This window comes from Neptuniibacter sp. QD57_21 (genome assembly GCF_047778075.1).
Classification (GTDB): domain Bacteria; phylum Pseudomonadota; class Gammaproteobacteria; order Pseudomonadales; family Balneatricaceae; genus Neptuniibacter.
The window spans coordinates 2823412-2848382 of sequence record NZ_CP180549.1; the positions used below are offsets into that span (position 1 = coordinate 2823412).

At 44.3% G+C, this 24971-nt stretch carries 28 protein-coding genes and 1 tRNA gene; 13 read left to right on the top strand and 16 right to left on the bottom strand.

All coding sequences use genetic code 11. The annotated features are described in order from the left end of the window. Nucleotides 1-7 precede the first annotated feature (7 nt). The 3 genes from mreD to ACMXYS_RS12730 form a co-directional block, all read right to left on the bottom strand. Nucleotides 8-505, bottom strand: coding sequence for a rod shape-determining protein MreD (mreD, locus tag ACMXYS_RS12720; RefSeq protein ID WP_415896745.1), 498 nt, complete (start codon nucleotides 503-505; stop codon nucleotides 8-10). Next, nucleotides 502-1308 carry a rod shape-determining protein MreC gene (mreC, locus tag ACMXYS_RS12725; protein ID WP_415896746.1) on the bottom strand — a complete coding sequence of 269 codons (807 nt, stop codon included), beginning with the start codon at nucleotides 1306-1308 and terminating at the stop codon, nucleotides 502-504. The genes mreD and mreC overlap by 4 nt, the downstream gene beginning before the upstream one ends. A gap of 148 nt (nucleotides 1309-1456) precedes the next feature. Further along, nucleotides 1457-2494, bottom strand: a complete 1038-nt coding sequence (locus tag ACMXYS_RS12730) for a rod shape-determining protein (RefSeq protein ID WP_007022323.1) — start codon at nucleotides 2492-2494, stop codon at nucleotides 1457-1459. Nucleotides 2495-2717: 223 nt separating this feature from the next. Between ACMXYS_RS12730 and gatC the strand changes: the two genes are divergently transcribed. The 3 genes from gatC to gatB are packed head-to-tail and all read left to right on the top strand — an operon-like array spanning nucleotide 2718 to nucleotide 5966. After that, complete coding sequence (gene gatC, locus ACMXYS_RS12735) at nucleotides 2718-3005, top strand: Asp-tRNA(Asn)/Glu-tRNA(Gln) amidotransferase subunit GatC (protein ID WP_415882026.1); 288 nt, start codon at nucleotides 2718-2720, stop codon at nucleotides 3003-3005. A 40-nt stretch (nucleotides 3006-3045) separates the two neighbouring features. After that, entirely contained in the window at nucleotides 3046-4497 is a 1452-nt protein-coding gene (gene gatA, locus ACMXYS_RS12740; protein WP_415896747.1) for an Asp-tRNA(Asn)/Glu-tRNA(Gln) amidotransferase subunit GatA, read from the top strand. A gap of 14 nt (nucleotides 4498-4511) precedes the next feature. Beyond that, nucleotides 4512-5966, top strand: a complete 1455-nt coding sequence (gene gatB / locus ACMXYS_RS12745) for an Asp-tRNA(Asn)/Glu-tRNA(Gln) amidotransferase subunit GatB (protein WP_415896748.1) — start codon at nucleotides 4512-4514, stop codon at nucleotides 5964-5966. A 135-nt stretch (nucleotides 5967-6101) separates the two neighbouring features. On the opposite strand, the gene ACMXYS_RS12750 is transcribed toward gatB, so the two are convergent. Then, on the bottom strand, nucleotides 6102-6764 hold the full coding sequence (locus ACMXYS_RS12750) for a TorF family putative porin (RefSeq protein WP_415882029.1): 663 nt from the start codon (nucleotides 6762-6764) through the stop codon (nucleotides 6102-6104). 325 nt (nucleotides 6765-7089) lie between these two features. Between ACMXYS_RS12750 and ACMXYS_RS12755 the strand changes: the two genes are divergently transcribed. Beyond that, nucleotides 7090-7551, top strand: a complete 462-nt coding sequence (locus tag ACMXYS_RS12755; protein WP_415896749.1) for a GNAT family N-acetyltransferase — start codon at nucleotides 7090-7092, stop codon at nucleotides 7549-7551. Here ACMXYS_RS12755 and ACMXYS_RS12760 read toward each other — a convergent pair. Further along, entirely contained in the window at nucleotides 7539-8081 is a 543-nt protein-coding gene (locus ACMXYS_RS12760; RefSeq protein WP_415896750.1) for a hypothetical protein, read from the bottom strand. The genes ACMXYS_RS12755 and ACMXYS_RS12760 overlap by 13 nt on opposite strands. Nucleotides 8082-8504: 423 nt before the next feature. On the opposite strand from ACMXYS_RS12760, the gene ACMXYS_RS12765 reads away from it, so the two are divergent. From ACMXYS_RS12765 to folM, 4 genes are all read left to right on the top strand, one after another. Further along, nucleotides 8505-9554, top strand: a complete 1050-nt coding sequence (locus tag ACMXYS_RS12765; RefSeq protein ID WP_415898250.1) for a Leu/Phe/Val dehydrogenase — start codon at nucleotides 8505-8507, stop codon at nucleotides 9552-9554. A gap of 195 nt (nucleotides 9555-9749) precedes the next feature. Further along, nucleotides 9750-10388: a GTP cyclohydrolase I FolE gene (gene folE / locus ACMXYS_RS12770; RefSeq protein ID WP_415896751.1), complete on the top strand. Its 639-nt coding sequence runs from the start codon at nucleotides 9750-9752 to the stop codon at nucleotides 10386-10388. A gap of 13 nt (nucleotides 10389-10401) precedes the next feature. Then, complete coding sequence (locus ACMXYS_RS12775) at nucleotides 10402-10719, top strand: DUF6482 family protein (protein ID WP_415896752.1); 318 nt, start codon at nucleotides 10402-10404, stop codon at nucleotides 10717-10719. Between the two features lie 17 nt (nucleotides 10720-10736). Continuing rightward, nucleotides 10737-11447 carry a dihydromonapterin reductase gene (gene folM, locus ACMXYS_RS12780; RefSeq protein ID WP_415896753.1) on the top strand — a complete coding sequence of 237 codons (711 nt, stop codon included), beginning with the start codon at nucleotides 10737-10739 and terminating at the stop codon, nucleotides 11445-11447. An 11-nt stretch (nucleotides 11448-11458) separates the two neighbouring features. Here folM and ACMXYS_RS12785 read toward each other — a convergent pair whose 3' ends face one another. Beyond that, nucleotides 11459-12205 (bottom strand): SDR family NAD(P)-dependent oxidoreductase, encoded by a 747-nt coding sequence (locus tag ACMXYS_RS12785; protein WP_415896754.1) that lies wholly within the window; start codon nucleotides 12203-12205, stop codon nucleotides 11459-11461. 82 nt (nucleotides 12206-12287) lie between these two features. On the opposite strand from ACMXYS_RS12785, the gene ACMXYS_RS12790 reads away from it, so the two are divergent. Then, nucleotides 12288-12680, top strand: a complete 393-nt coding sequence (locus tag ACMXYS_RS12790; protein ID WP_415896755.1) for a thiol-disulfide oxidoreductase DCC family protein — start codon at nucleotides 12288-12290, stop codon at nucleotides 12678-12680. Here the strand turns inward: ACMXYS_RS12790 and ACMXYS_RS12795 are convergent. From ACMXYS_RS12795 to ACMXYS_RS12820, 6 genes are all read right to left on the bottom strand, one after another. After that, nucleotides 12660-13988 (bottom strand): ABC1 kinase family protein, encoded by a 1329-nt coding sequence (locus ACMXYS_RS12795; RefSeq protein ID WP_415896756.1) that lies wholly within the window; start codon nucleotides 13986-13988, stop codon nucleotides 12660-12662. The two genes, ACMXYS_RS12790 and ACMXYS_RS12795, sit on opposite strands and share 21 nt — an antisense overlap. After that, on the bottom strand, nucleotides 13981-14571 hold the full coding sequence (locus tag ACMXYS_RS12800; RefSeq protein ID WP_415896757.1) for a glutathione peroxidase: 591 nt from the start codon (nucleotides 14569-14571) through the stop codon (nucleotides 13981-13983). Before ACMXYS_RS12800 ends, ACMXYS_RS12795 begins: the two co-directional genes overlap by 8 nt. Before the next feature lie 1552 nt (nucleotides 14572-16123). Continuing rightward, nucleotides 16124-16200, bottom strand: a tRNA-Met gene (locus tag ACMXYS_RS12805). Nucleotides 16201-16285: 85 nt separating this feature from the next. Next, the gene (locus ACMXYS_RS12810) at nucleotides 16286-16672 is read right to left on the bottom strand and encodes a PilZ domain-containing protein (RefSeq protein WP_415882040.1); all 387 of its coding nucleotides are present in this window, start codon (nucleotides 16670-16672) and stop codon (nucleotides 16286-16288) included. Beyond that, nucleotides 16669-17466, bottom strand: a complete 798-nt coding sequence (locus ACMXYS_RS12815) for a flagellar motor protein MotB (protein WP_415882041.1) — start codon at nucleotides 17464-17466, stop codon at nucleotides 16669-16671. Before ACMXYS_RS12815 ends, ACMXYS_RS12810 begins: the two co-directional genes overlap by 4 nt. A 13-nt stretch (nucleotides 17467-17479) precedes the next feature. Next, on the bottom strand, nucleotides 17480-18250 hold the full coding sequence (locus ACMXYS_RS12820) for a motility protein A (RefSeq protein ID WP_415882042.1): 771 nt from the start codon (nucleotides 18248-18250) through the stop codon (nucleotides 17480-17482). A gap of 96 nt (nucleotides 18251-18346) precedes the next feature. Between ACMXYS_RS12820 and ACMXYS_RS12825 the strand changes: the two genes are divergently transcribed. Further along, on the top strand, nucleotides 18347-19231 hold the full coding sequence (locus ACMXYS_RS12825; RefSeq protein ID WP_415896758.1) for a DUF72 domain-containing protein: 885 nt from the start codon (nucleotides 18347-18349) through the stop codon (nucleotides 19229-19231). A 59-nt stretch (nucleotides 19232-19290) separates the two neighbouring features. On the opposite strand, the gene ACMXYS_RS12830 is transcribed toward ACMXYS_RS12825, so the two are convergent. Together ACMXYS_RS12830 and ACMXYS_RS12835 are read right to left on the bottom strand one after the other, a co-directional pair. After that, nucleotides 19291-19896, bottom strand: coding sequence for a DUF924 family protein (locus tag ACMXYS_RS12830; RefSeq protein WP_415896759.1), 606 nt, complete (start codon nucleotides 19894-19896; stop codon nucleotides 19291-19293). A 55-nt stretch (nucleotides 19897-19951) separates the two neighbouring features. Next, the gene (locus tag ACMXYS_RS12835; RefSeq protein WP_415896760.1) at nucleotides 19952-20707 is read right to left on the bottom strand and encodes an EAL domain-containing protein; all 756 of its coding nucleotides are present in this window, start codon (nucleotides 20705-20707) and stop codon (nucleotides 19952-19954) included. A gap of 231 nt (nucleotides 20708-20938) precedes the next feature. Here ACMXYS_RS12835 and ACMXYS_RS12840 point away from each other — a divergent pair, with 231 nt between their 5' ends. The 3 genes from ACMXYS_RS12840 to ACMXYS_RS12850 are packed head-to-tail and all read left to right on the top strand — an operon-like array spanning nucleotide 20939 to nucleotide 23139. Beyond that, a complete protein-coding gene (locus ACMXYS_RS12840) occupies nucleotides 20939-21754 on the top strand; it encodes a hypothetical protein (RefSeq protein ID WP_415896761.1) in 816 nt (271 codons plus the stop codon). A 9-nt stretch (nucleotides 21755-21763) separates the two neighbouring features. Continuing rightward, nucleotides 21764-22381, top strand: coding sequence for a glutathione S-transferase family protein (locus ACMXYS_RS12845; protein ID WP_415896762.1), 618 nt, complete (start codon nucleotides 21764-21766; stop codon nucleotides 22379-22381). Next, nucleotides 22378-23139 (top strand): glycerophosphoryl diester phosphodiesterase, encoded by a 762-nt coding sequence (locus ACMXYS_RS12850; protein ID WP_415896763.1) that lies wholly within the window; start codon nucleotides 22378-22380, stop codon nucleotides 23137-23139. Before ACMXYS_RS12845 ends, ACMXYS_RS12850 begins: the two co-directional genes overlap by 4 nt. Here ACMXYS_RS12850 and ACMXYS_RS12855 read toward each other — a convergent pair. Together ACMXYS_RS12855 and ACMXYS_RS12860 are read right to left on the bottom strand one after the other, a co-directional pair. Then, entirely contained in the window at nucleotides 23136-23990 is an 855-nt protein-coding gene (locus tag ACMXYS_RS12855) for a pirin family protein (RefSeq protein WP_415896764.1), read from the bottom strand. The two genes, ACMXYS_RS12850 and ACMXYS_RS12855, sit on opposite strands and share 4 nt — an antisense overlap. Beyond that, on the bottom strand, nucleotides 23987-24967 hold the full coding sequence (locus tag ACMXYS_RS12860; RefSeq protein ID WP_415896765.1) for a glutathione S-transferase family protein: 981 nt from the start codon (nucleotides 24965-24967) through the stop codon (nucleotides 23987-23989). Before ACMXYS_RS12860 ends, ACMXYS_RS12855 begins: the two co-directional genes overlap by 4 nt. Nucleotides 24968-24971: the final 4 nt, after the last annotated feature.

Here is a 24971-nt window from a genome sequence, read left to right on the forward strand (position 1 = left end):
CCTTCCTTTAGCGTATTCGGAATAAGCGGCGAATACCGCGTAAGAAAACAAATAACCACGGCCATAGTAACCCACTAATAAGGCAAGGCAGGAGGAATATCAGGCTCTCACCCGTATAACCGGTGAATGCCTGCATCCAGTGAAACAGTAACTGATTGATTCCCACCAGCACCATCACCATCATGGCCTGCTGTACCACAGGGAACATTCTAAGTCTTTGATGTAAAAGTAATGTTAAAAAGGCAATTATCGTCAGTGATAGTGCATTTAGACCTAAGACACTCCCCTTAATAACATCTAGAAACAAACCCAAGAAAAAAGCCATACCCATGCCAACACGATGGGGTAGCGCCATGACCCAATAGATAAGGATCATCGCTATCCACTCAGGGCGCGCCCATTCTAGGTAGTAAGGCAGAGGCATCTGACTAAGCATTAAACCGATCAGAAAAGTGGCAAGGATGATTAATCCACCACCCGAAGCAGCAGGCGACCCAGGCGTCACTCACTCACCTCTTGTGATTGCGATAGAGGCTGAGCTTCAATGTCAGGTTCAACTTTAAGTTCTGGCATTTTCACTAACAACAGATGACGGGATTTATCCAATAACGCCGTCGGTTTAATGGTCACTTTGGTAAACTGTTGACCAGGATCTCGGATCACTTCAGATACAATTGCAACAGGGTAGCCACGCGGGAATCGCTGTGCCAAACCTGAAGTAATAACCAAGTCCCCTTTTTCAATATCTGCAGTGTCAGGAACATGATTGAGCTCTAACTCATCCAACTGCCCCTTACCAAGCGCTATAGAACGAAAACCATTGCGATTAATTTCTACAGGTAAGGCGTGTCGAGCATCAGTAATCAGCATAACGCGGCTCGTGTAATGAGAGATCTCGGTTACTTGCCCCATCACACCACCAGCATCCAAGATAGGCTGACCAACCGTCACCGCATTTTCACTGCCTTGGTTAATAATCACCTGATGCTGGAAAGGATCGGGGTTCACACCGATCAGCTCAACCAATTCAACTTCTTCATCAACACGCTTACTACCACGAAGTAGTGCTCGCAAGCGGTTATTTTCTTGACGAAGTGCGGCATTTTGCTGAACTTTACGCTCCAACTGTAACGCTTCGGATTTAAGCTTTGCGTTTTCTTTCACTAGAAGGCTACGGTCAACCACAACATCAGAAACTTCACCCGCAACACGGCTTGGAATATCAACAATCCACTGCAAAGGCGTTAGAAGTAGGGATAGATAGGCGCGACCTTCTCTGACTTTAGCTGAATAGAGGTCAGCAGCCATCAGCGCAAAGGCAAAAATAACCAGAAAAAAGAAAAAACGGCCTGAAGATCGGCCGAGGAATATAGTCTTAATAACTCACCCCCTGACATATATAGATATGTCGGAGGCAAGTATCAAAGATTAGGCTGGAATCAATATCACGCATGGGTTAATCATGGCTAACTAGCTCGAAGCCATGCTTATCCAATAGCTCCAGAGCACGACCACCACCACGCGCTACGCATGTAAGTGGGTCTTCAGCAACGATTACAGGCAGACCTGTTTCTTCGCTAATCAAACGATCGATATTACGCAATAGTGCGCCACCACCGGTCAATACAATACCACGCTCAGCGATATCTGAAGCCAATTCTGGTGGGCATTGCTCCAACGCACTCTTAACAGCTTGGACGATCGCAGATAGTGGCTCTTGAAGCGCTTCTAGGATCTCGTTGCTGTTAAGCGTAAAGCTACGCGGAATACCTTCAGCTAGGTTACGACCACGCACATCAATTTCGTGCATTTCGGAAGATGGGTAAGCCGTGCCGATCTCTTGCTTGATACGCTCAGCAGTCGAATCACCAATCAAGCTACCGTAGTTACGACGAACGTAAGTCACGATGTACTCATCAAAACGGTCACCACCGAGGCGAACTGAATCCGCGTAAACGATACCATTCAAAGAGATAACAGCGATTTCGGTCGTACCACCACCGATATCAACCACCATGGAACCGCTTGCTTCATCAACAGGCAAGCCTGCACCGATTGCAGCAGCCATTGGCTCATCGATTAGATAAACTTCACGCGCTCCCGCACCCATCGCAGATTCTTTGATCGCACGACGTTCTACTTGGGTAGATTTGCAAGGCACACACACCAATACACGAGGGCTTGGTGTTAGGAAATTAGTGTCATGAACTTTACTGATAAAGTACTGCAGCATTTTTTCTGTCACGTGGAAGTCGGCAATAACGCCGTCTTTCATTGGACGAATAGCTGTGATGGAACCGGGTGTACGACCCAGCATACGTTTTGCGTCAGCACCTACTGCAGCGACAGATTTTTGATTACCAGTCTGGCGAATCGCGACAACAGACGGTTCATCAAGAACAATATCCTTATCGCGGACATAAATCAGTGTATTTGCAGTGCCCAGGTCAATGGACAGATCGCTGGAAAAAAGACCACGAATTTTCTTGAGCATGTACAGGGAGTCCTAAGAAATTCTGCAGGTATAGCCGCTATATCCTGAAAACACGTAACTCTAACAACGGTAGGCGCTTTGAGCAAGGCGAAAATCAGTAAAACTACTTAAAAACACTGGCTAAATTATCTTCATGAAGCTTTGACGATATGGTAACGTACATCTTTAAGTTTTTTCCCTTTATGCATTCTCATAAAGCCACCCCTACAAGCGAGAGTAAATTATGTCTCTGGATCGCTCTGATGTGGACAAAATCGCCCATCTGGCGCGCCTTCAAATTGAAGAACAGGACACTCCTGAATACGCGCAAAATCTGACAAATATTCTGGATCTGGTTGATCAGATGCAGGCCGTTGATACCACTGATGTATCACCAATGGCACACCCTCTGGATGCTGTACAACGCTTACGCAGCGATGACGTTACTGAAGAAAACAACCGAGAGCAGCTACAGTCTGTAGCACCTGCTGTAGAGAACGGTTTGTTCTTAGTACCTAAAGTTATTGAGTGATACCCATTCAGCCAGAATATTGATTAAGGATAAGTATTCCATGTTTGAAAAAACACTTGCCGAATTAGCTCAAGGGCTGAAGACGGGTGATTTTAGTAGTGTTGAATTAACCCAAGCCTACCTAGAACGCATCAAGGCTGAGGATGGTAAATACAACAGCTACATTACAGTGACTGAAGAGCAAGCTTTAGCTCAGGCAAAAGCAGCAGATGAAGCTATTGCCGCCGGTACTGCAGGTGCATTTACCGGCCTACCGATTGCGCACAAAGATATCTTCTGTACACAAGGCGTTCGCACGAGCTGTGCATCAAAGATGCTTGATAACTTTGTTGCACCTTACAACGCGACTGTTATTAACAAATTCAATCAGGCTGGTGCTGTAATGTTGGGTAAAACCAACATGGACGAATTTGCCATGGGCTCTTCCAACGAGAGCAGCTTCTACGGTGCAGCTAAAAACCCTTGGAACACAGATTGTGTCCCAGGCGGCTCATCTGGCGGTTCTGCAGCAGCAGTATCAGCCCAACTAGCGCCTGCTGCAACAGGCACAGATACAGGTGGCTCTATCCGTCAGCCTGCTGCGCTTTGCGGTATTACTGGCCTAAAACCAACTTATGGCCGTGTTTCTCGTTTCGGCATGATCGCATTTGCGTCCTCCCTAGATCAGGGTGGCCCAATGACTAAAACCGCTGAAGATGCAGCGATGATGCTAAACGTAATGGCTGGTTTCGATAAGCACGATTCCACTTCTGTAGATCGCGAAGTACCAGATTACACAGCTGACCTTGAAAAACCTCTAAATGGCCTACGCATCGGCCTACCAAAAGAGTTTTTCATGGATGATATGGATTCCGATATTGCTGCACATACGCAAGCAGCGATTAAAGAGTTTGAAAAGCTTGGCGCAACAGTGAAAGAGGTCAGCCTGCCAAATACAGCGCTCTCGATCCCTGCTTATTACATTATCGCGCCCGCTGAAGCTTCTTCTAACCTATCTCGTTTCGATGGTGTACGTTACGGCTATCGCTGTGAAGACCCAGTTGATCTAGAAGATCTATACAAACGCAGCCGCGGCGAAGGTTTCGGACCTGAAGTTAAACGCCGCATTATGGTTGGCGCTTATGCTCTATCTGAGGGTTTCTACGATGCCTACTACAACAAAGCTCAGCAGATCCGCCGTTTGATCCGTGACGACTTCGCTAAGGTGCTTACCGAAGTTGATGTCATCATGGGCCCAACAACACCTCACCCTGCTTTTAAACTGGGTGAAAAAACATCTGATCCAGTAGCGATGTACATGGAAGATATCTTCACTATCTCCCTAAACCTTGCTGGCCTTCCTGGCATGTCTGTTCCTTGCGGCAGTGTTAATGGTCTACCAACTGGTCTTCAGATCATTGGCGACTATTTTGCTGAACAGAAACTGCTAAATGTTGCGCATCAGTTCCAGTTGGCGACTGATTGGCATAAACAGACACCACAAGGCATCTAAGAGGTTTATTCACTATGGAATGGGAAGCGGTAATCGGGCTTGAAATCCACGCCCAACTAGCGACAAACTCCAAAATCTTTTCCGGTGCCAGCACAGCGTTTGGTGCCGAACCTAATACACAAGCGTGTGCGGTAGACCTAGCACTACCAGGCACACTGCCAGTATTCAACGAAGAAGCACTGCGCATGGCCGTAAAGTTCGGTCTAGCTGTAGATGCCGAGATCGGCCGTAGATCGGTTTTTGACCGTAAAAACTACTTCTACCCTGATCTACCAAAAGGTTATCAAACCAGTCAATTGTTCCACCCTATCGTAGGCGTGGGCCACATTGATATCACTCTAGAAGACGGTACCGAAAAACGCATCGGCGTAACACGTGCCCACCTAGAGGAAGATGCGGGCAAGTCGATTCACGATGAATTCCCGGGTATGACAGCCATCGATCTTAACCGTGCCGGCACCCCGCTTCTTGAGATCGTATCAGAACCAGATATGCGTAGCGCAGAAGAAGCCGTTGCCTATGTGCGCAAGATTCACTCGATTGTAACCAGTCTAGGTATCTGTGACGGCAACATGGCTGAAGGCTCTTTCCGTTGTGACTGTAACGTATCCGTACGCATCAAAGGTGAGGAAGAATTTGGTACGCGTACCGAGACTAAAAACATCAACTCTTTCCGCTTTATCGAAAAAGCAATCACCGGTGAAATCGAACGCCAGATTGACCTGATTGAAGATGGCGGCCGAGTAGTTCAGGCAACACGCCTGTATGATGCAGAGAAAAACGAGACCCGCGAAATGCGCTCGAAAGAGGAAGCGAACGACTACCGTTACTTCCCTTGCCCAGATCTACTGCCAATCGAGATCGATGACAGCTATATCGAAGCAGTACGCGCTTCTTTACCTGAACTTCCGGACGCACGTAAAGCTCGCTTTATCGAAGAGTATAAACTGAGTGATTACGATGCGATGGTTCTTTCAGGTGATCGCACTATGGCTGAGTACTTTGAAACTGTAGCCAAAGCTTCTAAGGACGCAAAATTAGCAGCTAACTGGGTCATGGGTGAGCTCTCTAAAATGCTTAACCAAAATGATACGGTTATCGCTGACAGCCCTGTATCCGCTGAGCAACTCGGCCGCCTGCTTGCACGCATTAAAGACAACACGATCTCTGGCAAAATTGCCAAGCAAGTGTTTGAAGTTATGTGGAACGAAGGCGGCAGCGCAGACGAAGTGATCGAAGCTAAAGGCCTTAAGCAAGTAACAGACAGCGGCGCTATCGAGAAGATCGTTGATGATGTGATTGCTAACAGTGGCCCTCAGGTAGAACAGTATGTAAATGCTGAGCCAGAGAAACGCGGCAAGATGATTGGCTTCTTTATGGGCCAAGTAATGAAAGCCTCTCAAGGCAAAGCCAACCCTGGCCAAGTTCAAGGTGTTCTAAAGCAAAAACTAGATGCACTTTGCTCTTAAGCAAACAATCTAGCAAAACTAAAAATGCCGTGCTTAGCACGGCATTTTTATTTGCACCTCAGCCCCCAAAAAAAGCCCATCCGAAGATGGGCAAAAATCCCTAGCATGTGTACATCAATCAAAGGCGATGCTAATTTATAGATCGAATGATTTACCAATAGTGAAATACATACCATCTGAATCGATATCACTATCAGTGCTCACATAAGCAACACCGAAATCTAGACCTTGGAAAGAAGTGCCGTAACCAAGTTCCGCATAATCACCATCGTAATCTTTACCGTAAGTACCTAGAGTCAGATATGCACCCTCATACTCACCAGTTAGAGCGATGAATGTGTAATCATCATCTGTAGCATCAGCGGAAGTATCATCGTCTTCTGTACCGAAGGTAGCTTCTAGGCTCAAGAACTCATAACCGAAGTTAAAGTTGATCTCGTGGAATGAAATATCAGCTTCTTTATAAAAATAACCGGTATAACCTACGCTATAAGAAATATCGCCGAATTCACCTGCATAGCCACCGTAAATGTCATACTCAAGCTCATTATCATCACTAGTTGCTGGATCTGAAGCATCTGTAGGGTTTTCAAAGCCTGCAACCCAAACACCTGCGTAAAGACCATTATCAGCTTCATAATCCAAACCACCACTCATCATCGGTCCCTCAGACAGATCGTAGCCACGGAAGTAGTATTCACTGGAAGCACCAATATTTGCAGATAAGCCAGCCTGCGCCAAAGCTGAAGCAGATAGTAGACCCACAGCGATCAAAGATTTAGTAGTAGATTTAACCATGATATTGTCCCCTCAGAATAATATTTCATAATTACCACTCATAAAGCACGCCACGTGCCAACTAAAATATTATCTTTAAAAACAGCAAGTTAAGTAAAAGCCATATATTTTACCTCTACCGCCCACCAATCCATGCACCAAAGTTGATCCTGGTTTTGTGCACCTGCACCAAACACAAGCACAATCCAGATGTGGCGACTTTAGATATAATCAAAACATGACTAAAGAAGATCATTTAATTTAAACGCAATACCTTTTGTAGGCTGCATTTCAGAAATTGAAAACTAAGGCCTAAAAGGCATTTATGAGTGAGGGTTAGGTAACCGTGGCTACTAATATAAATATACATTCTGCTATAGGCGTAGACCTTCAATCACCAGACCTAGGGCGTTTTTATAAACGGAATGGTCATAAGGGGCGCATTCAACCGGATGATCGCTGTATCTGGCTAACAAGAGATAAGGAAATAATCGCTGCGGCAAGGCTCTCAACTATCCCAGAGCATCATTTCTCAGCGCAACGCAAGACAGTCCTCCTGAGAGGATTGTGGGTAGATAAGCAACAAAGGAGCCTAGGACTAGGCAGCTATTTGTTGAAAGAGATTTGCACAAAACAGATAAACCTAGATGTTTATCTTTTTTGCTTTGCCTATGAGCAAATAGCACCCTTCTACCAAAAACACGGTTTTAAAGCCGCGGCTGATTCAGCACCTACCTATCTACGACAAAAACAAAAAGACTATTCCAGCAGAGGTAATGCAACTCAGCTTATGCTTTACAGTAAATAAGGAACATCTGTGAGTTCACACTCAATAAACACACTTTGTTCTAACCAATCAGCCACAGAACCCTCAGATTCAGAAAGAAAATCCCTTATATCACCAGAGACCCCGGCTGGTAGAATCATGGGGAAAGGCAATATTTCACCCTGGTGGGTGGATATAACTGTCATATGAGGCAACCTTGCAGAGTGATCCAAAAGTTGTGAGTAATGCTCATTAGTAAACCGATCATCTGCCCCAGATAACACTAAAAAATGGCTATCCGACTGCCCCGATAGAACCTTATGAAGGTCTGATAAAAAGCCTTTAGGAGAAGCGTCTACATAAATAATCGGCAAGGACAAATCTTCGATTTGAGGCTGATTGCTATCAGCCAACAATATAACCGAGGTGATTTCTTGAGGCAGCTGTTCTAAAACATACTCAATACAGCGCAAGCCAATATCATAGCGTGTCGCTGCAGAGCACCCTTCACTATCCAAGTCTCCACCGATATAAACAATCGCGTTAACATCCATCTGTTTAAAGAACCTCATGGTTAGGTTAAAGCCGTTATAAGTATAACCAGTGACAATAATTTCGCTTATTTTCTACATGCAGAAGCTAAAGCCACAGTGTTATTGCCCTAAAATCACTGGTAATATTTCGCTCTGTTACCGCCTCAAAAGGGCCGGTACTTTTCACATTCTGTGTACTTAATCATCTGGTTGCGATCCAACCAAGAGGTAAAATCATATGACTGCTTTCTCTCACTCATCTTCACTCCCTTTTCTTCGAGTCAGCCAAGACAAAACCTTTGATAGTTGGATTGCTAAATCCTAAAGCCATAGCAAATTATCAATGGCTTCATAATGGAAGCTTTGATCTCTAAGCAAAAGGCTTTAATTCTTATTCTTTCAGTATTACCCAATGCTCTGTCGCTGGCTCCCTATGTCGATAGAGATGTTTCAGGAATTGTAATGACTATTTTTAACCACTCGGAATTCGATCAACATCAACAGATCGTCTTTTGTAATGACCCAGAAACAGGCCTAAAAGCAATAATCGCTATTCATAACACCCAACGCGGCCCAGCTTTAGGCGGGTGCCGAATGTGGAATTACGCTAACGACGAAGAAGCACTAACCGATGTACTGCGTTTATCCAAAGGGATGACTTACAAATCAGCTTTGGCCAACCTAGCTTTAGGTGGCGGTAAGTCAGTTATTATTGGCGATCCTCGCAAGCACAAAACCAAAGAGCTCCTAGCAGCAATGGGACGTTTTTTAGAACGAACGGGGAACCAATATATTGCTGCTGAAGATTCGGGGACATCCGTACCTGATCTAAGAATCATCGGACAAAATACGAATAATGTTGCAGGGGTGACAGAACATCTAGGTATCGATGGCCAACCCTCTAACGGCGATCCATCACCGGCAACGGCATACGGAACATTTATAGGTTTAAAAGCAGCCGTAAAGCATCGACTAAACATCACTGATCTCAAAGGACTTAAAGTCGCGATACAAGGTGTTGGGAACGTGGGGTACCGCCTAGCTGAATACCTCCATAAAGAAGGCGCCAAGCTATTTGTCAGTGATATCAATCCAGAGCAAGTAGAAAAGGCAGTGAACGAGCTGGGAGCTAAGGCAGTCCCACTAGACCAAATTCTGCTGCAGGAGGTTGATGTAGTCGCTCCTTGCGCATTAGGTGCTAGCTTGAATGATGAAACCATCCCACTTATCAAAGCAAAAGTCATTGCTGGTGCAGCTAATAACCAGTTAGCACGCCCTCAACACGATCATGACTTACATGATCGTGGCATTCTCTATGCACCAGATTACGCCATCAATGCAGGCGGGATCATTGATATATCCTATGAGCGCAGCGGATATGACGTAGAAAAAGCCAAGGCACATATTGAAAGTATCGGAGATACACTCAACGAAATCTTTAATCGTTCGACAAAGGAAAATCGCCCTACGGGTGAAATTGCAGATGAACTTGCAGTGGAACGTTTGAGCTAACTCTAACCATCAAGCTACACCCAGAAGCTGGCATTAAATGATGTCAGCTTTCTTTCACATCCCCCTTTTTTGTTTCACACTCCCTTATAAGAATCAGGATCAGCCCCCACCTCCTCCTCATAAAGCGCTACAATTTTATTGATCTAGATCAATATTTATCTCGTATTAAGGACAAATACTGTTAGGGGTAACATTATGATTTCTGCAGAAGCTGCTGCCGTTCGAGACCAACTCATAGAAAAAGGATTAGAGACCCCCACCATCGAATCCCCTCTAACCCAAGACGAAAAGTACGAACGAATAAAAGGGCTTATGACTGAAGTTGCGAGCACCTTAGGTCTTAACCTAGAAGATGATAGTTTACGAGAAACACCCCATCGCGTAGCGAAGATGTATGTGCATGAGATTTTCTCTGGTCTGGATTATAAGAATTTTCCAGCGATAGCTATGATCGAAAACAAAATGGATGTGGACGAGATGGTCAAAGTCCGCGACATCAATCTCGTAAGCTCCTGCGAACACCATTTCGTGACTATAGATGGCACAGCAAAAGTAGCCTATATCCCTAACAAAAAAATCATCGGCTTATCAAAGATCAACCGCCTCGTTAGATTCTTTAGCCAACGCCCGCAAGTTCAAGAAAGGCTTACAAAGCAAATTCTTATTGCGCTTCAGACTCTACTAGAAACAGATAACGTTGCTGTTTCTATCTCAGCAACACATTACTGCGTCAAATCTCGCGGCATCATGGATGTCAATTCAGCAACTGAAACCACTGCACTCGGCGGCATCTTCAAGACTAACGAACGTACAAGAGCAGAGTTTTTAACATAAGTAGGTGATAGCGATGAAACTTCAGATAGAAGATATACATGACCTTGAACCGATAGATAAAGTTGTTATTCACTCACTGGATTGGATGCTTTATCAAGTGACAGTAGAAGCAGAAGGGCAAAAACGCCTCCTATATCAAGGTGACTCTCCTTTTAAAACTCGCAGTTTGCTTGAGATACAAGAGATCTTCCAATTTGTCGATGTTGAGCACTATACACTTCGCAGACCCAACAGCGCTTATGACGAAATGGTCGGACAGCCTCCAAGCGTTTTCCCAGATAGTTTTGAAACCTCTCTACCTTGGAAACAAATTGCCAACACACGTCACTAATACGGATATCAGAAAAGATGGTAAACAAATCAAAACCAATCCTTATCACTGGCGTAGGCAAACGTATCGGGTTTGCATTGTGCAAGCATTTTATACAGCACGGCATCCCTGTTATTGGAACCTATAGAACCTATTACGATAATTTAGAAGAGATCTCTGATGCCGACCTGATTGAGTGTGACTTTTATAAACAAGAAAAACTCAATCATCTTATCGACCATGTAAAAAGTAACTACACCAGCCTCAGGGGCATTATTCACAATGCTTCAGATTGGCTACCTGAAACCAGTAAGCATTCTCCTGAAGACATCTTCAACAAAATGATGATGATCCATGCTGGCGTTCCTTACCAACTCAATTTGGCACTAAAGCCCCTGCTGGAAAATTGCGAATCTACTACCAACATCATTAATATTACTGACTATGTTGTCGACAAAGGTAGCGATAAACATATCGCTTATGCTGCGAGCAAAGCGGCACTGAGCAATATGACCTTATCCTTTTCATCTCTTCTCGCACCAAAGGTCAAAGTAAATGCTATCGCTCCCTCATTGATCATGTTTAACCCTGAAGACGACAGTGGTTATAAAGCTAATGCGTTAGACAAATCCCTTTTAAAAATTGCGCCTGGTACTGAAGAGATAATCAAAGCGGTAGACTATCTACTAGATAGCAAATATATGACAGGCAGGACATTGTCTTTAGATGGTGGCAGACATATCCGTTAGATAATTGCGCATTAGGGGAGTATCTCTGCACCATCCCATGCAAATACTCTCCCGCTTTGTTCAGGCCGTAGCGTCTCTATGACACTTAACAAATAGCTAGCAGATTGCTCAGGAGTAAATAACTTTTCTGCTGGAACCTTAGTCTGAAATGGCTGAGACAACATTGTGTTTACCGTACCCGGGTGCAAACCAACAATGATAGATTGAGGAAGTTTTCTCTGTGTCTCTATCGATAAGGTTTTTAGAAGCATATTCAGAGCACTTTTACTGGCTCTGTAACCATACCAACCACCCAAGCGATTATCACTTATACTGCCCACTCGAGCAGAAATCACAGCAAATACAGCTTTGCCCTTTTCATTAAGCAAAGGAACAAGCTGCTGCGCAATTAACATAGGCGCTGTAGCATTAATATGGAAAAGCTTTTGGAAGTTTTCCATATTAATCTGGCTGAGACGCTTTTCAGGCTGAGTTTGCTCATCATGGAGGAGTCCAGAACAAACCAAGACCAAATCAAGCTCTATACTCTCTAGAAGCACGCCCAATTGAGAAATGCTCTTTTCCGAATAGAGATCGACATAACCATAAGTTACCTTGTCGTTGTGTAACTCTATTGGCTTTTCTGCTGACAAGCGTGAAAAAGCAAATATATGGCCAACATCCGGATCTTGAAGAAGCCGCTTAATCAGTGCTGATCCAATTCCACCTGTTGCACCGATTAGGACTACATTTTTATGTCTGTTGTTTACACTATTCATACAGACTAATACGACTAAAACACTTGAACCGATCAAAGGGTTTTGCCGTAACAGATGAATAAATCTGCGATGAACAAACACTATGCTGCAAGAGCTAAAAACTAAACCGATCGTATTTTTCGATGGAGGGTGTCCTCTTTGTAAAAAAGAGATACGTCATTACCAACGAGTGGATACTGATAATTCTATTGAATGGGTCGATATTCATCTGAATCCAGAGCTCTTATCTGATCACAATATAGAATTAAACGCAGCGATGGAGAGGCTTCATAGTATTAGCAGCGATGGAAAAACCATCACTGGGGTAGCAAGCTTTCTTTTAATTTGGGAAAACCTGCCTCGTTATAAAAGAATTGCTGGTTTATTAAGAGCCCTAAAATTAGAGCCCTTATTAGAGTTTTTCTACTCACGCTTCGCAGTATGGCGATTCAAAAATCGCTGTAACGATCAATGCTCACCAATATCGAGAAACTAATCGATTCATATCAATTGAAGCATTAAAGCGTGTCGCCATGAGATACAACCCAGCCAGTTTTCGATGAAGGAAAAGTATATCCGGTGGCGGTGAATGCCATGCATCAGGGTCACTGCTCATCGAGAGGCCTTTATCTCTAATCTTCTCTGCCAATTGAGAACCAGAAAAATCATAGCTTCCTTTAAATCTCAAAGGCTCAGTCGCAAGAACAAAGATATCTAAAACGACATCGAGATTTTTTACTTCCTTTCCCTGAACAAAAAAGCCCAGCTTATCTAATGCCGAGGCCAACGCGTTTCGATCTTCGAAAGTAGCTGCTCGCAATGCTTCTTGATAGTTATCAACAAAGGTCCAATCGAACTCACGCGTCGCCCCAAAGTCCAATAACACTAACTGCTTACTCTCTAGGTTATAGAGAAAATTAGCTAAATTAGGGTCTGTTTGCACACAGCGATAGTCTAGAAATTCAGCAAAGAACAACTCCATCATCAAAGACATCACGCGATTCCGCTCTTCTTGAGAAGCGTAAGCTAATTTATCTATAGACTGCCCCTGCATGTAACTCATACAAAGGATTTGATCGGTCGAAAGGTCCTCATGATATGCAGGGAACATCAACTCTTCTCGCCGAGAGAAAGTAGCCATGTTCGCAGCGTAATTTCGTAGTTGCTGGCCTTCATGGCGATAATCCGCTTCAAGCTTTAACTGTCTCCGAGCTTCATCAACCAGTGGGGTTAGATCCAAGTCCTTGGGAATCAAGCCGCTGAAACGCAATAGTCCGAAAACATTATCTAGATCACTATCAATACTCTCTCGAACGCCAGGATATTGAATCTTGATCGCGAGCTCCCTATGATCCAGCGTTAAGCCTTTATGGACTTGCCCGATCGAAGCGGCTGCAATTGGCTTAAAACTAAAACGCTGGAATTGATCCTGCCACTCATCCCCCCAATTTTTTTCCAGTACATCTAATAACTGAACAGCTGGCATAGTGACCGCATCGGCTCTTAATCGCTCTAGCAATACAGCCATATCAGGCGGAACTAAACTCCCTGCATCCATCGAAAGCAATTGCCCAGCCTTCATAGCCGCACCACGCATAGTGGCCAGCTTATCTGCTAGCTGTTTTAAGTTTTTCTCGGAGATAAGGAGATCTCTTATTGCTGGTGATTTGCCTTGCATCAGCTCTTTACCACCATCCACCAGCATATTTCCGGCAACTTTGCTTGCTAGAACCCCTAACTTACTTAGTCGTGAGATCCTTGAGGTAGGAACCGCTTTTGTATTTTGATCAAACAACTCATCCATTAGGTAAATTCGCCTCAATAAGATTGACCAAACCTTTATCTAAAGGCCTAGTGAAGCTTTTGAAATTAGCGATCAATTCACCTTCGGGAGAGATAAGATATTTATGGAAATTCCATCCGGGGTACTGCCCATCTGCCAAACTTGCTAAGTGCTGATAAAAAGGATGGGCCTTGCCCTTAACAGCGTGAACTTTCTCAAACATCGGGAATTCAACGCTGTAGGTTAAGCGGCAAAAATTAAGGATCTGCTTTTGAGTACCTGGCTCTTGACCGGCAAAATCATTAGACGGAAAACCTAGTACGACAAAACCCGAGGAATTATATTTCCGGTAGAGCTTCTCAAGGCCATCATACTGTGGCGTAAAAGCACATTTGCTTGCAGTATTAACCACGAGTATGAGCTTTCCAGAATATGCTTCGCATAGGTTTTCATATTGATCTTGACCTAGTCGCTTAAAGCGGTAGTTAAGCAGATCGGGACATGCCTGACCTTGTTCAACTTCAACAAGCTCTGCTGAGGCTGGCCTGATAAACAGCAACGAGCAAAATAGAAACATGATGATTGAAGATACAGCCCAATTCATAGCTTTCCTCCGGATTCCTTTCCAAATGCATACGAACAAAGTAAGCATACGGATTATGCAACCTAGGTAAAGAGCATATCGGCTGTTTATATCACTCTACGAAAAGAGGGGCCGTGAGAACTGAAACCTTCTGGGTCGACTGAAAATAAGGGGCTCAGAAACGAAAAAACCGACTTAGAATTAACTAAATTGGCTTAATCTGAATTTGGTAGCGGGGGCTGGATTTGAACCAACGACCTTCGCCCGGGGTTACAAGAGCTGAGCCCGACGAGCTACCAAGCTGCTCCACTCAAATTACCATACCCGAGAAACGAAAAAACCGACCTAGAATTAACTAAATCGGCTTAATCTGAATTTGATAGCGGGGGCTGGATTGGTACCAACGACCTTCGCCCGGGGGTACAAGAGCTGAGCCCGACGAGCTACCAAGCGGCTCCACTCAAATTACCATACCCCAGAAACGAAAAAACCGACTTAGAATTAACTAAATCGGCTTAATCTGAATTTGGTAGCGGGGGCTGGATTTGAACCAACGACCTTCGCCCGGGGTTACAAGAGCTGAGCCCGACGAGCTACCAAGCTGCTCCACTCAAATTACCATACCCCAGAAACGAAAAAACCGACTTAGAATTAACTAAATCGGCTTAATCTGAATTTGGTAGCGGGGGCTGGATTTGAACCAACGACCTTCGCCCGGGGTTACAAGAGCTGAGCCCGACGAGCTACCAAGCTGCTCCACTCAAATTACCATACCCGAGAAACGAAAAAACCGACCTAGAATTAACTAAATCGGCTTAATCTGAATTTGGTAGCGGGGGCTGGATTGGTACCAACGACCTTCGCCCGGGGGTACAAGAGCTGAGCCCGACGAGCTACCAAGCTGCTCCACTCAAATAACCATACCCCAGAAACGAAAAAACCGACTTAGAATGAACTAAATCGGTTTAATCTGAATTTGATAGCGGGGGCTGGATTTGAACCAACGACCTTCGCCCGGGGTTACAAGAGCTGAGCCCACGAGCTAACAAGCGGCTCCACTCAAATTAACAAACCCCAGAAACGAAAAAACCGACTTAGAATGAACTAAATCGGCTTAATCTGAATTTGGTAGCGGGGGCTGGAATGGGACCAACGAACTTCGCCCGGGGTTACAAGAGCTGAGCCCACGAGCTAACAAGCGGCTCCACTCAAATTAACAAACCCCAGAAACGAAAAAACCGACTTAGAATTAACTAAATCGGTTTAATCTGAATTTGGTAGCGGGGGCTGGATTTGAACCAACGACCTTCGCCCGGGGTTACAAGAGCTGAGCCCACGAGCTAACAAGCGGCTCCACTCAAATTAACAAACCCCAGAAACGAAAAAACCGACTTAGAATTAACTAAATCGGTTTAATCTGAATTTGGTAGCGGGGGCTGGAATAGGACCAACGAACTTCGCCCGGGGTTACAAGAGCTGAGCCCACGAGCTAACAAGCGGCTCCACTCAAATTAACAAACCCCAGAAACGAAAAAACCGACTTAGAATGAACTAAATCGGCTTAATCTGAATTTGGTAGCGGGGGCTGGATTTGAACCAACGACCTTCGGGTTATGAGCCCGACGAGCTACCAAGCTGCTCCACCCCGCATCAACGTGGCGCGTATATTATAGATGCTTACCCTAAACCACAAGCCTTTTTTTCAGATTATTTTCAAATAGATAGAAAGCCGCACTTACGCGCCATCTTCAGCCGCTTCTCTCAAAGCCCGTTCTCGGCGTATAAGCTCTTTTTGCAAACTTACGACTAACTCAGATAGAGCCATATGAGCTTTATCTGACAAACCTTCAAATTCAGCGCCACAACGACCTTTGCCACAGAATGAAACCTTTAAGCGTGGTTTTAAGCGGTATTTTTTATGCGTTTTGAAAAGAATAGCGACATCTTCTAAATAACCCGAAAAGGTTTGATCCGTTTTGAAGGCCACACCAGTTGCAGAGATATCCAAGAGCTCAACCGTCGTCTCGCCAATCGTCATTTTAACCTGACCACTTGAAGCAGCTCGAAAAGCTTGGCGACGGTTTTCCTCTTCAGAAAGTTCTAACTCTATAGGTATCTTCACTGCGCCGCCCTTTTCTCTAACACAAACTCCAATCGACGATTTTCTGCTCGCCCTCTCAATGTAGAATTCGACGATACAGGCACCGAATCGCCATATCCCGTTGCCGTGACTCGATCCACCTCTAAACCACCACGCACCATATATCGGAGCACATTAGTAGCACGTATAGCAGACAGATCCCAGTTAGAAGGGAATCTTGGAGTTTGGATAGGAATATTATCGGTATGACCATTAATACTCAGCTTAAGATCTGGGTTTTTCTTTAATGTAAGCACCACAGAATCCAGAACCGTCATCATCTCTGTATTAAACTCAGCAGAACCTGACGGAAATAGTACATCACCTTTAATTTTGATGGTCACTTTGCCATCTTTAGGCGTTCCAACTTCAACGGCATCAGTAGCCGCAGCAATTTGAAATTGCTGATTAATTTCGTGAGTTAATTTCGTCAACTCGGAATCAATCGCTACATTTTGAGATTCAGCTTCATTCTCATTCGGCTTTTCAGCATCTTTCTCTGCAATATCTGTCGCAGGTAGAGATTCTTCTATCTCCTCAGGTATCTCAGTTTTAACTGGAGCATTATGAGGAAGGTCAATAATACTGTTCGCTCCATCATCCCCCTGAAAAGCATCATTCAGCGATCTGATGGTTTTTTCAAAACGTTCAGCTTCGACACTTGATAGAGAAAACAACAACACGAAGAACACCAACAGCAAAGTCATTAGATCAGCAAAGGTATAGATCCAGCTTGCGCCCTCTTCTTCCTCTACTAATGTTTTTTTAGAGTTCATTTAGATCTCCCGACTACTTTTTCTTGCCTATCGCTACTTTTTTTCGCTGAGCAGCAGGAATGTAAGACGAAAGCTGTTCGTATACATGCATATAGTGGTCATTAGTCAGTATGCTAATACACCCTTCTCGTATTATTTCTAAATTAGTCACTTCCAATAGCGTCCTAGATTTCAGTTTTCCTGCTATAGGTAGGAATACCATTGTCGCTAATAGGGAGCCGTAAAACGTTGTTAAAAGCGCAACAGCCATAGCTGGACCGATTGCTTCAGGGTTATCTAAAACACTCAGCATTTGAATGAGGCCGATTAGCGTACCTAACATCCCAAACGCCGGAGAATAAGCCGCCATTTTCTTAAAAACATCTTGAGTGGCATGATGACGAGAAACTAATGAGTCGATCTCGTTTTGAATGGTATTACGGATAACCTGCTCAGAAGCAGCTTCGGCCATCAACATACAAGCACGTTTTAATACAGGAGAGGAGCTTTCAACATCACCCAGCTTTAACAAACCGTGACGATGACTGATACGGCTCAGTTCAAGCATAGTATCAATCATTTCCTGTGGATTTGTCTTATCTTGTGTAAAAACAATAAATGCGCCCTTAAAAGAGTTAAGTACATCTTTAAATTGCACTGTCAGCAAAGTTGCCGCTATCGTGCCCCCAGCAACAATCATCATGCCAGGCACGTTTACGAACACATCGGCACTACCGCCCATAATGATGGCAGATATAATTAGCGCTAGGCCTGAAATTATTCCTAACAGTGATGCAAAATCCATTAGATCTCTCTCTTTAAACTACGCATTGCTTATGATCTGAGAGTACAATCTACACTCTCTTGAATCAAAGTACATTACATACCCACAAAAAACGTGATGATAACTTCCAACTTATCAAATTCTTCGCCACGTTGTTATATCGGCCTGACTCAATGGCAACATGCAGCATGGCAAGATAACTGTCTAGTGCGCAGCAGCCATATTCATGTGCTACATGCTTATACGCGCCATTTTAGTAGTGTAGAAGGAAACTCAACGTTTTACGGCTTACCTAAACAAAGTACCGTTGAACAATGGTACAAAGAATCTTCAGAGCAATTTCGTTTTTGCTTTAAATTCCCACAAGAGATCAGCCATCTCCGGCAACTTACTCACTGTAAAAATGAAACACAGCAGTTCTTCGAGCGACTCGCTCCGTTGCAAGAAAAGCTAGGTTTACTCTGTATACAATTACCTGCTGCTTTTGCCCCTGATTATCTAAACAATCTGGAAAACTACCTAAAATCACTCCCCGCCGATTGGCAGTATGCGGTAGAAATTCGTCATCCCGAGTTTTTCCAAAAAGGAGATGCCGAGCAACAGCTCAACCAGCTGTTGGTTTCTCAAAACTGTAATCGCATTAGTTTTGATACCCGTTCCCTGTTTGCACACCCCGCAGAGGATACGGTTAGCCTCAAAGCTAAAGAGCACAAACCTCAACTCCCTGTGCATGCTATTTCAACTGGGCAATCCCCTATGATTCGCTTTATCACACCTTTAGATTGGCAATGGGGAGCGCCTTACCTTGATCCATGGATTAGTAAAGCGATCATTTGGATACAACAAGGCAAAACACCTTATTTCTTTTTCCACACACCAGATAATGCCGAAGCGCCGCAACTTGCCGCTTACTTTGTGGAGAAGCTTGAAGCAGCCCTTCCCGGCTGTTGTTTATTCACACCATGGCAAGAACCGAGTCGTCAGCAGAACGCCCTATTCTAAAAGGGGCCTTTTACTTACCCCTGTGCTTCAGACAACAGCTCTTGATTGAACCAAACGCCTTATTGCCCCCAGCGATTATGGCTTTGTAATAGGTAAGCCAACTCTTCCGGCGTGGAGCTACGCCCAAGGACTTCATTACGATGCGGAAAGCGGCCAAATCGCTCTATCTGCTGATGATGCTGACAAGCAAAATCCAACCAGTTTTCTACTTGTAGCTTTTTTTCACCTGCCACTTCTAACAGCATCTGCTCAAAGCTACTGACACACAACTTCTGCATTTGCAGGTTTTCAGCATGCTCTAATGGCATATAGAAAAAGGTGCGTTCGACAAACTCTAATGCTTGATCATGTCCTTGAGTACGTCCACTTAGGCACAGTTGTAGAGCCTGGCTGTCACCGGCAAAAGCATCGGCAGAGCCTCGGTAAATTGTGCGAGTAAATTGATCTAATAATAGAATCAGTGCCAATCGCCCACGCGGTGTTTCCGCCCACGCATCTAAATCACCACGCAAAGCCTGACGAACTTGATGTCCAAACAACTCAGTAATCAAACGATCATTTTCTGGTGATCCAGCCCACCAAAGTTCTGAACGATCACATACTGTAAAACCGCCTTCTATTTGGCCGAACCAAAAACCTAAAACTTCATCAATCTTTTCAATCATATAAAAATCAATAAGTTAAAATTACAATGTTAAGGGTAGCCTATTTTTGGACAAATCAGTCAAAACATCGCTTTTGAATAAAGAGCTCTTGATAGAAAAAACCTTGTACATAATCAATACCCAGCTTGATTGCTGTGGCCAAATCTTCAGCTGACTCAACCCCTTCCAATACCGTTTTTTTACCACTAATACGTGCAAAACCGATGACACTTTTAATCAACAACTGCATATTTTCAGTCAGATCATCACGTAACCAACTACGATCAAACTTTATGTAATCCACTTCACTCAGGATATTCATCGCAATCATACTGCCTGGTGCACCTACATCATCTAGTGCAATCGCAATCCCTTGTTTGCGCATTAATTCAGACACATCATTACTGATTTTGGCATCATTGACGTCGGTATTTTCGATCAATTCGATTACTAGATCGCTATTGCCTTTAAGCAAATTCACCATCGCATTTTGACCCGAACCATCCGCATCAGTGCATACGGAAAAAGCATGTGGATCGAGATTCAGAAATAGCGCCACGCCCTCAGGACGATAGCGCATCTGTAGGCGTTTAAGCTGAAGTTCTACTTGTGCCAACATAAGAGGACTGTCATGCAAAACCTGAAAAACATCTAAAGGAGGGATTGCTCGACCATCTGCATGATAAAATCGTGCTAATGCCTCATACCCAAGAATATCCCCCGTATGCGCATCTATTAAGGGTTGATATTCCACACCAAATCTTTGCTGCTCAACTAAATCTAACAACTCTAAACTACTACCGCTGACAACATTCAAACTACAATTTAGCAAAGCTTATATTCCACAAATCTAAACAATAATCAATATCAATTCCATTAACAAAGATAACAAATACTCAATAATTTCTCTAGCTTCGCTGATAATAAATAGCCATCAACAATAACGTGCACCTAGGTTAAGTTGATGAATATATAGAATACGAACAAAGAAGCTTCCCTGTTTTCTTATCACGAGCGAACCGCTACATTAGTGGAAAGGCCCAAAGCTAATTAGGATCAAATTATGCAGCGTCTCATTTTAGTATTAGTGATTGTTTGTATTGGCGTAGCTGGATATCTGTTTACACAGAAGGAACCAACGACAGATCAAGTTGAAACTACCGATATTAAGACTTCTTCCTCGACACAACAGGAAGCCCGCCAACATATTGATCGCCTAACATCAGGGCAAGAAAGTCCGATTAAAATAGAGCAAGCGAGTAATTTTGTAACGGCTGAGCAGCTTCTTAAACTTCCGCCGGTAAAAACATCAACACAAGCAGAAATTTTGGAAGAAAGCGGGAACACTGAAGGCAATGACGCAACAACAGAAGCCCAAGGTGAAACTTTTGCCGTGAGCAGTCACCTGAGTGTGATAAAAACAGGAAAGAACGAAAAAAAATCTAACGCTACTGTCGCTGATACAGCCTTGGTCGCAACTCAACAAATCAAGCTGCTGGAGTTATTAGACGATCCCGATAACTCTGCACAGAAAGTCTACTTTATTCATGCCGTTAATGAGGGGGATGATGAAGGCTTATGGGGAATCATCCAACACGGCCTCATGCGCACCTTTACTGAAGGGCTTTCTTTACCGGGTTTAGGGGAGAAAGTTTCAGTAGATATTCCGAAAGACGCTGATGAAGCTTTAGGTGATAAACGTAGCTCCTTTTTAGGTCAGGTATTAAAAGCCAAAGTAGATCAGACCTATATCTACAACTACCAAAAAGGAATCTTAGGTGAGAACCCCAATTTAATTAAACCCGGCCAGCAGTTAGTTATTGTTACATTTACAGAACAAGAGCTGATCGGTATTTACCACCACTTTATCAATCTGTAAGGCTCTGTGATGATCGATTTATACACTTGGGGTACTCCCAACGGGCGAAAAATATCCATTATGCTGGAGGCCCTGCGCCTTCCCTATCGAGTCCATCCAGTTAATATTTTAGAAAAAGAGCAATTTGAACCTGCTTTCAAAGCGATTAGTCCGAATAGCAAAATCCCTGCACTAATCGATGATGAAGGCCCAAACGGCGAAACAATCCAACTGTTTGAGAGCGGCGCTATTTTAATTTATTTAGCTGAAAAAGCCGGTGAATTTATCCCCTCAGACCCACAAGCCCGCCTAGAGTGCCTACAATGGTTAATGTGGCAGATGGGTGGTTTTGGTCCATTTTTAGGGCAAGCACATCACTTTAATCGTTTTGCACCTGATGCTTCGGACTATGCTAAACAACGCTACAACAATGAAGCACAGCGACTATGGCAAACCCTAGATACACAACTATCAAATAAACAGTTTGTGATTGGGGATGAACTATCAATTGCAGATTTCGCCATCTACCCATGGGCTATGCGTTATGAGTGGCAACATGTAGACCCTGACAAGTTCCCATTCGTGAAAGCTTGGATGGAACGGATGGGCCATATTGAATTCGTCCAGAGAGGTATGCAGATTCCATGATCGCCAGCCGTATCATTGGCCATAGGGGAGCTGCACATTTAGCTCCCGAGAATACCTTAGCGGGTATTCAAATGGCCGCTGAATGCGGTGTAACTTGGGTCGAGCTAGACACCACTCTCCTCGGAGATTCAACGCCTGTTTTATTTCATGATGCTCATTTAGATCGCTGTACTAATCAGCAAGGACCATTAAGCGCCCTAAGCTTTGATGCCTTACCTTTGCTGGATGCTGGCAGTTGGTTCCACCCGGAATGGATAAATGAACCTATGCCCCACCTTTCGGATGCTCTTAGGCTTTGCCAAGAACTGCAGCTGGGCCTGAACCTAGAGATAAAGCCTTTCGATTTAGAGCCGGATCTCGTTGCAGAAAGAGTCTTTGAGCAGATCAGCGTCTATTGGCAGGCCCCCGAGAAGTTGATTATCAGTTGTTACAACTTTGACCTGCTGAGCGCTTATAAGGCGCTAAACCCTCAAGCCCAAATAGGCCTGCTTTATGACCACCTACCAGAACTATGGCAGCTTAAAGCCGAGATGCTAGATGCAGTCAGCCTTCATTGTGACGCCAACCTAATCACCCAAAGTGATGTACAAGTGATCAAACAAGCAGGTTACGAGCTCTACTGCTATACCTGTAACTACCCCACTCAAGCTGCGGTGCTTTTTGACTGGGGTGTTGATGGAATCTTCACCGATAATCCGCCGTTAATGCGATCCTACATCCCCTCGAATCATTTAAGCAATGCCTTTGCCTCCCTTTAACTAACAAGACGGTTTTCGCGGTAATCAGTCAACGCTTGTTCGATTTCAGCCATTGTATTCATCACAAAAGGACCATACTGGACCACGGGTTCACCAATAGGCTTGCCTGCCAAGATCAACATACGGCTATCACTTTGTGCTTTGATAACAACGCCTTTACCTTCAGACAGTTCAGATACTTGGTGTTGATCAATTAGCTCCCCAGCGACCTCAGCTTCGCCTTCAAAAAGGTAGATCGCAGCGTTATGCGACTCTGGCAATGGCAACTCAATCTCCTTATCAGCGTCGAGCTGCAAGTCACAATACATTGGTTCTGTAGCACTGTTTTGAACAGGCCCTTTTAATGCTTGGCCTTCCAAATTTATTTCACCTGCCACAACCTTCAATTGATAGCCTTCACCGATCAATTGTGACACCTCTTCAGGTTCAATATTTTGATAAGAAGCCGGTTGCATCTTTTCTGCAGCAGGTAGGTTTATCCACAACTGAAAACCACGCATCAAACCGTCTACACGCTGAGGCCGCTCTTCATGGATTACCCCTCTGCCAGCTTTCATCCATTGCACACCGCCCGCTCGTAGATCCCCTTCATTGCCCATATGGTCACGATGAATCATGTGCCCATCCAACATATAGGTCACGGTTTCAAAACCACGATGTGGATGAGGCGGAAAGCCAGCCAGATAATCGTCTGGATTCTCCGATGAAAATGCATCCAACATCAGAAAAGGATCAATCCGAGTAGCCTCGCTTCTACCTATGCTGCGCTTCAGCTTAACCCCAGCACCATCCATACTGTCTCTTGCTGGGATAATACGTTTAATACTACGCAGATTGTCTAACTTACTCATAACGCCTCCCGACCATGTGGTGCAGTTAAATCAAATGCAGGACCGACAGAAATCACACCCGTCGGATTAATCGTACGGTGGCTGCGGTAGTAGTGGTGCCTGATGTGATCCATATCTACCGTTTCGGTGATATTAGCCATCTGGTAAATCTCGCGTAGATAGCCTGATAACGCTGGATAATCGGCAATTCGACGTAGATCACATTTAAAGTGCGTCACATACACAGGATCAAAACGAACCAAGGTTGTGAATAAACGCAGATCAGCTTCAGTAAATTGGTTACCCACTAAAAAGCGCTGTTGTGACAGGCGCTCTTCCAACTGATCCAAGGCTGTGAATAACTCAACTACGGCAGCATCATAAGCCGTTTGCGAGGTAGCAAAGCCCGCTCTATAAACACCATTATTTACTTTGTCGTAGACCCTAGTGTTGATCTCATCAATCTGAGAACGAAGAACTTCAGGGTAAAAGTCTCCTGCCTTTGCACCAATATCATCAAAAGCACTGTTAAGCATGCGAATAATTTCGGATGACTCGTTATTCACAATGGTATGGGTCTGCTTATCCCATAACACTGGGACAGTCACACGTCCGCTATAGTTTGACTCTGCTTGGGTATACACTTGATGGAGATAATCATGTCCGAATAAGCTATCACCCGTACTCGCCGCAAAATCACTCTCGAACGACCAGCCATGTTCAAACATGAGCGGGTGCACTACATCAACCGAAATATGATCGGCCAGCCCTTTTAACTCACGCATAACTAACGTGCGATGCGCCCATGGGCAAGCAAGAGAGACATAGAGATGATAACGACCAGTTTCAGCTTTAAAGCCTGCTTTACCACTCGGCCCAGCGCTACCATCTTTAGTTACCCAGTTACGAAACTGTGATGCATTGCGAACAAATTCACCTTTATTGCTCTTAGTGTCATACCACTGGTCATGCCACTGACCATCAATCAACAAGCCCATTGCC

Excerpts from the sequence above, each read along its gene's own strand:
- mreC (WP_415896746.1), bottom strand. The coding sequence starts at position 1,308 with ATGGCTGCTGACCTCTATTCAGCTAAAGTCAGAGAAGGTCGCGCCTAT.
- ACMXYS_RS12730 (WP_007022323.1), bottom strand. The coding sequence starts at position 2,494 with ATGCTCAAGAAAATTCGTGGTCTTTTTTCCAGCGATCTGTCCATTGAC.
- gatC (WP_415882026.1), top strand. The coding sequence starts at position 2,718 with ATGTCTCTGGATCGCTCTGATGTGGACAAAATCGCCCATCTGGCGCGC.
- gatA (WP_415896747.1), top strand. The coding sequence starts at position 3,046 with ATGTTTGAAAAAACACTTGCCGAATTAGCTCAAGGGCTGAAGACGGGT.
- gatB (WP_415896748.1), top strand. The coding sequence starts at position 4,512 with ATGGAATGGGAAGCGGTAATCGGGCTTGAAATCCACGCCCAACTAGCG.
- ACMXYS_RS12750 (WP_415882029.1), bottom strand. The coding sequence starts at position 6,764 with ATGGTTAAATCTACTACTAAATCTTTGATCGCTGTGGGTCTACTATCT.
- ACMXYS_RS12760 (WP_415896750.1), bottom strand. The coding sequence starts at position 8,081 with ATGAGGTTCTTTAAACAGATGGATGTTAACGCGATTGTTTATATCGGT.
- ACMXYS_RS12765 (WP_415898250.1), top strand. The coding sequence starts at position 8,505 with ATGACTATTTTTAACCACTCGGAATTCGATCAACATCAACAGATCGTC.
- folE (WP_415896751.1), top strand. The coding sequence starts at position 9,750 with ATGATTTCTGCAGAAGCTGCTGCCGTTCGAGACCAACTCATAGAAAAA.
- ACMXYS_RS12775 (WP_415896752.1), top strand. The coding sequence starts at position 10,402 with ATGAAACTTCAGATAGAAGATATACATGACCTTGAACCGATAGATAAA.
- folM (WP_415896753.1), top strand. The coding sequence starts at position 10,737 with ATGGTAAACAAATCAAAACCAATCCTTATCACTGGCGTAGGCAAACGT.
- ACMXYS_RS12785 (WP_415896754.1), bottom strand. The coding sequence starts at position 12,205 with ATGAATAGTGTAAACAACAGACATAAAAATGTAGTCCTAATCGGTGCA.
- ACMXYS_RS12790 (WP_415896755.1), top strand. The coding sequence starts at position 12,288 with ATGCTGCAAGAGCTAAAAACTAAACCGATCGTATTTTTCGATGGAGGG.
- ACMXYS_RS12795 (WP_415896756.1), bottom strand. The coding sequence starts at position 13,988 with ATGGATGAGTTGTTTGATCAAAATACAAAAGCGGTTCCTACCTCAAGG.
- ACMXYS_RS12800 (WP_415896757.1), bottom strand. The coding sequence starts at position 14,571 with ATGAATTGGGCTGTATCTTCAATCATCATGTTTCTATTTTGCTCGTTG.
- ACMXYS_RS12815 (WP_415882041.1), bottom strand. The coding sequence starts at position 17,466 with ATGAACTCTAAAAAAACATTAGTAGAGGAAGAAGAGGGCGCAAGCTGG.
- ACMXYS_RS12820 (WP_415882042.1), bottom strand. The coding sequence starts at position 18,250 with ATGGATTTTGCATCACTGTTAGGAATAATTTCAGGCCTAGCGCTAATT.
- ACMXYS_RS12825 (WP_415896758.1), top strand. The coding sequence starts at position 18,347 with ATGATAACTTCCAACTTATCAAATTCTTCGCCACGTTGTTATATCGGC.
- ACMXYS_RS12830 (WP_415896759.1), bottom strand. The coding sequence starts at position 19,896 with ATGATTGAAAAGATTGATGAAGTTTTAGGTTTTTGGTTCGGCCAAATA.
- ACMXYS_RS12840 (WP_415896761.1), top strand. The coding sequence starts at position 20,939 with ATGCAGCGTCTCATTTTAGTATTAGTGATTGTTTGTATTGGCGTAGCT.
- ACMXYS_RS12845 (WP_415896762.1), top strand. The coding sequence starts at position 21,764 with ATGATCGATTTATACACTTGGGGTACTCCCAACGGGCGAAAAATATCC.
- ACMXYS_RS12850 (WP_415896763.1), top strand. The coding sequence starts at position 22,378 with ATGATCGCCAGCCGTATCATTGGCCATAGGGGAGCTGCACATTTAGCT.
- ACMXYS_RS12855 (WP_415896764.1), bottom strand. The coding sequence starts at position 23,990 with ATGAGTAAGTTAGACAATCTGCGTAGTATTAAACGTATTATCCCAGCA.
- ACMXYS_RS12860 (WP_415896765.1), bottom strand. The coding sequence starts at position 24,967 with ATGGGCTTGTTGATTGATGGTCAGTGGCATGACCAGTGGTATGACACT.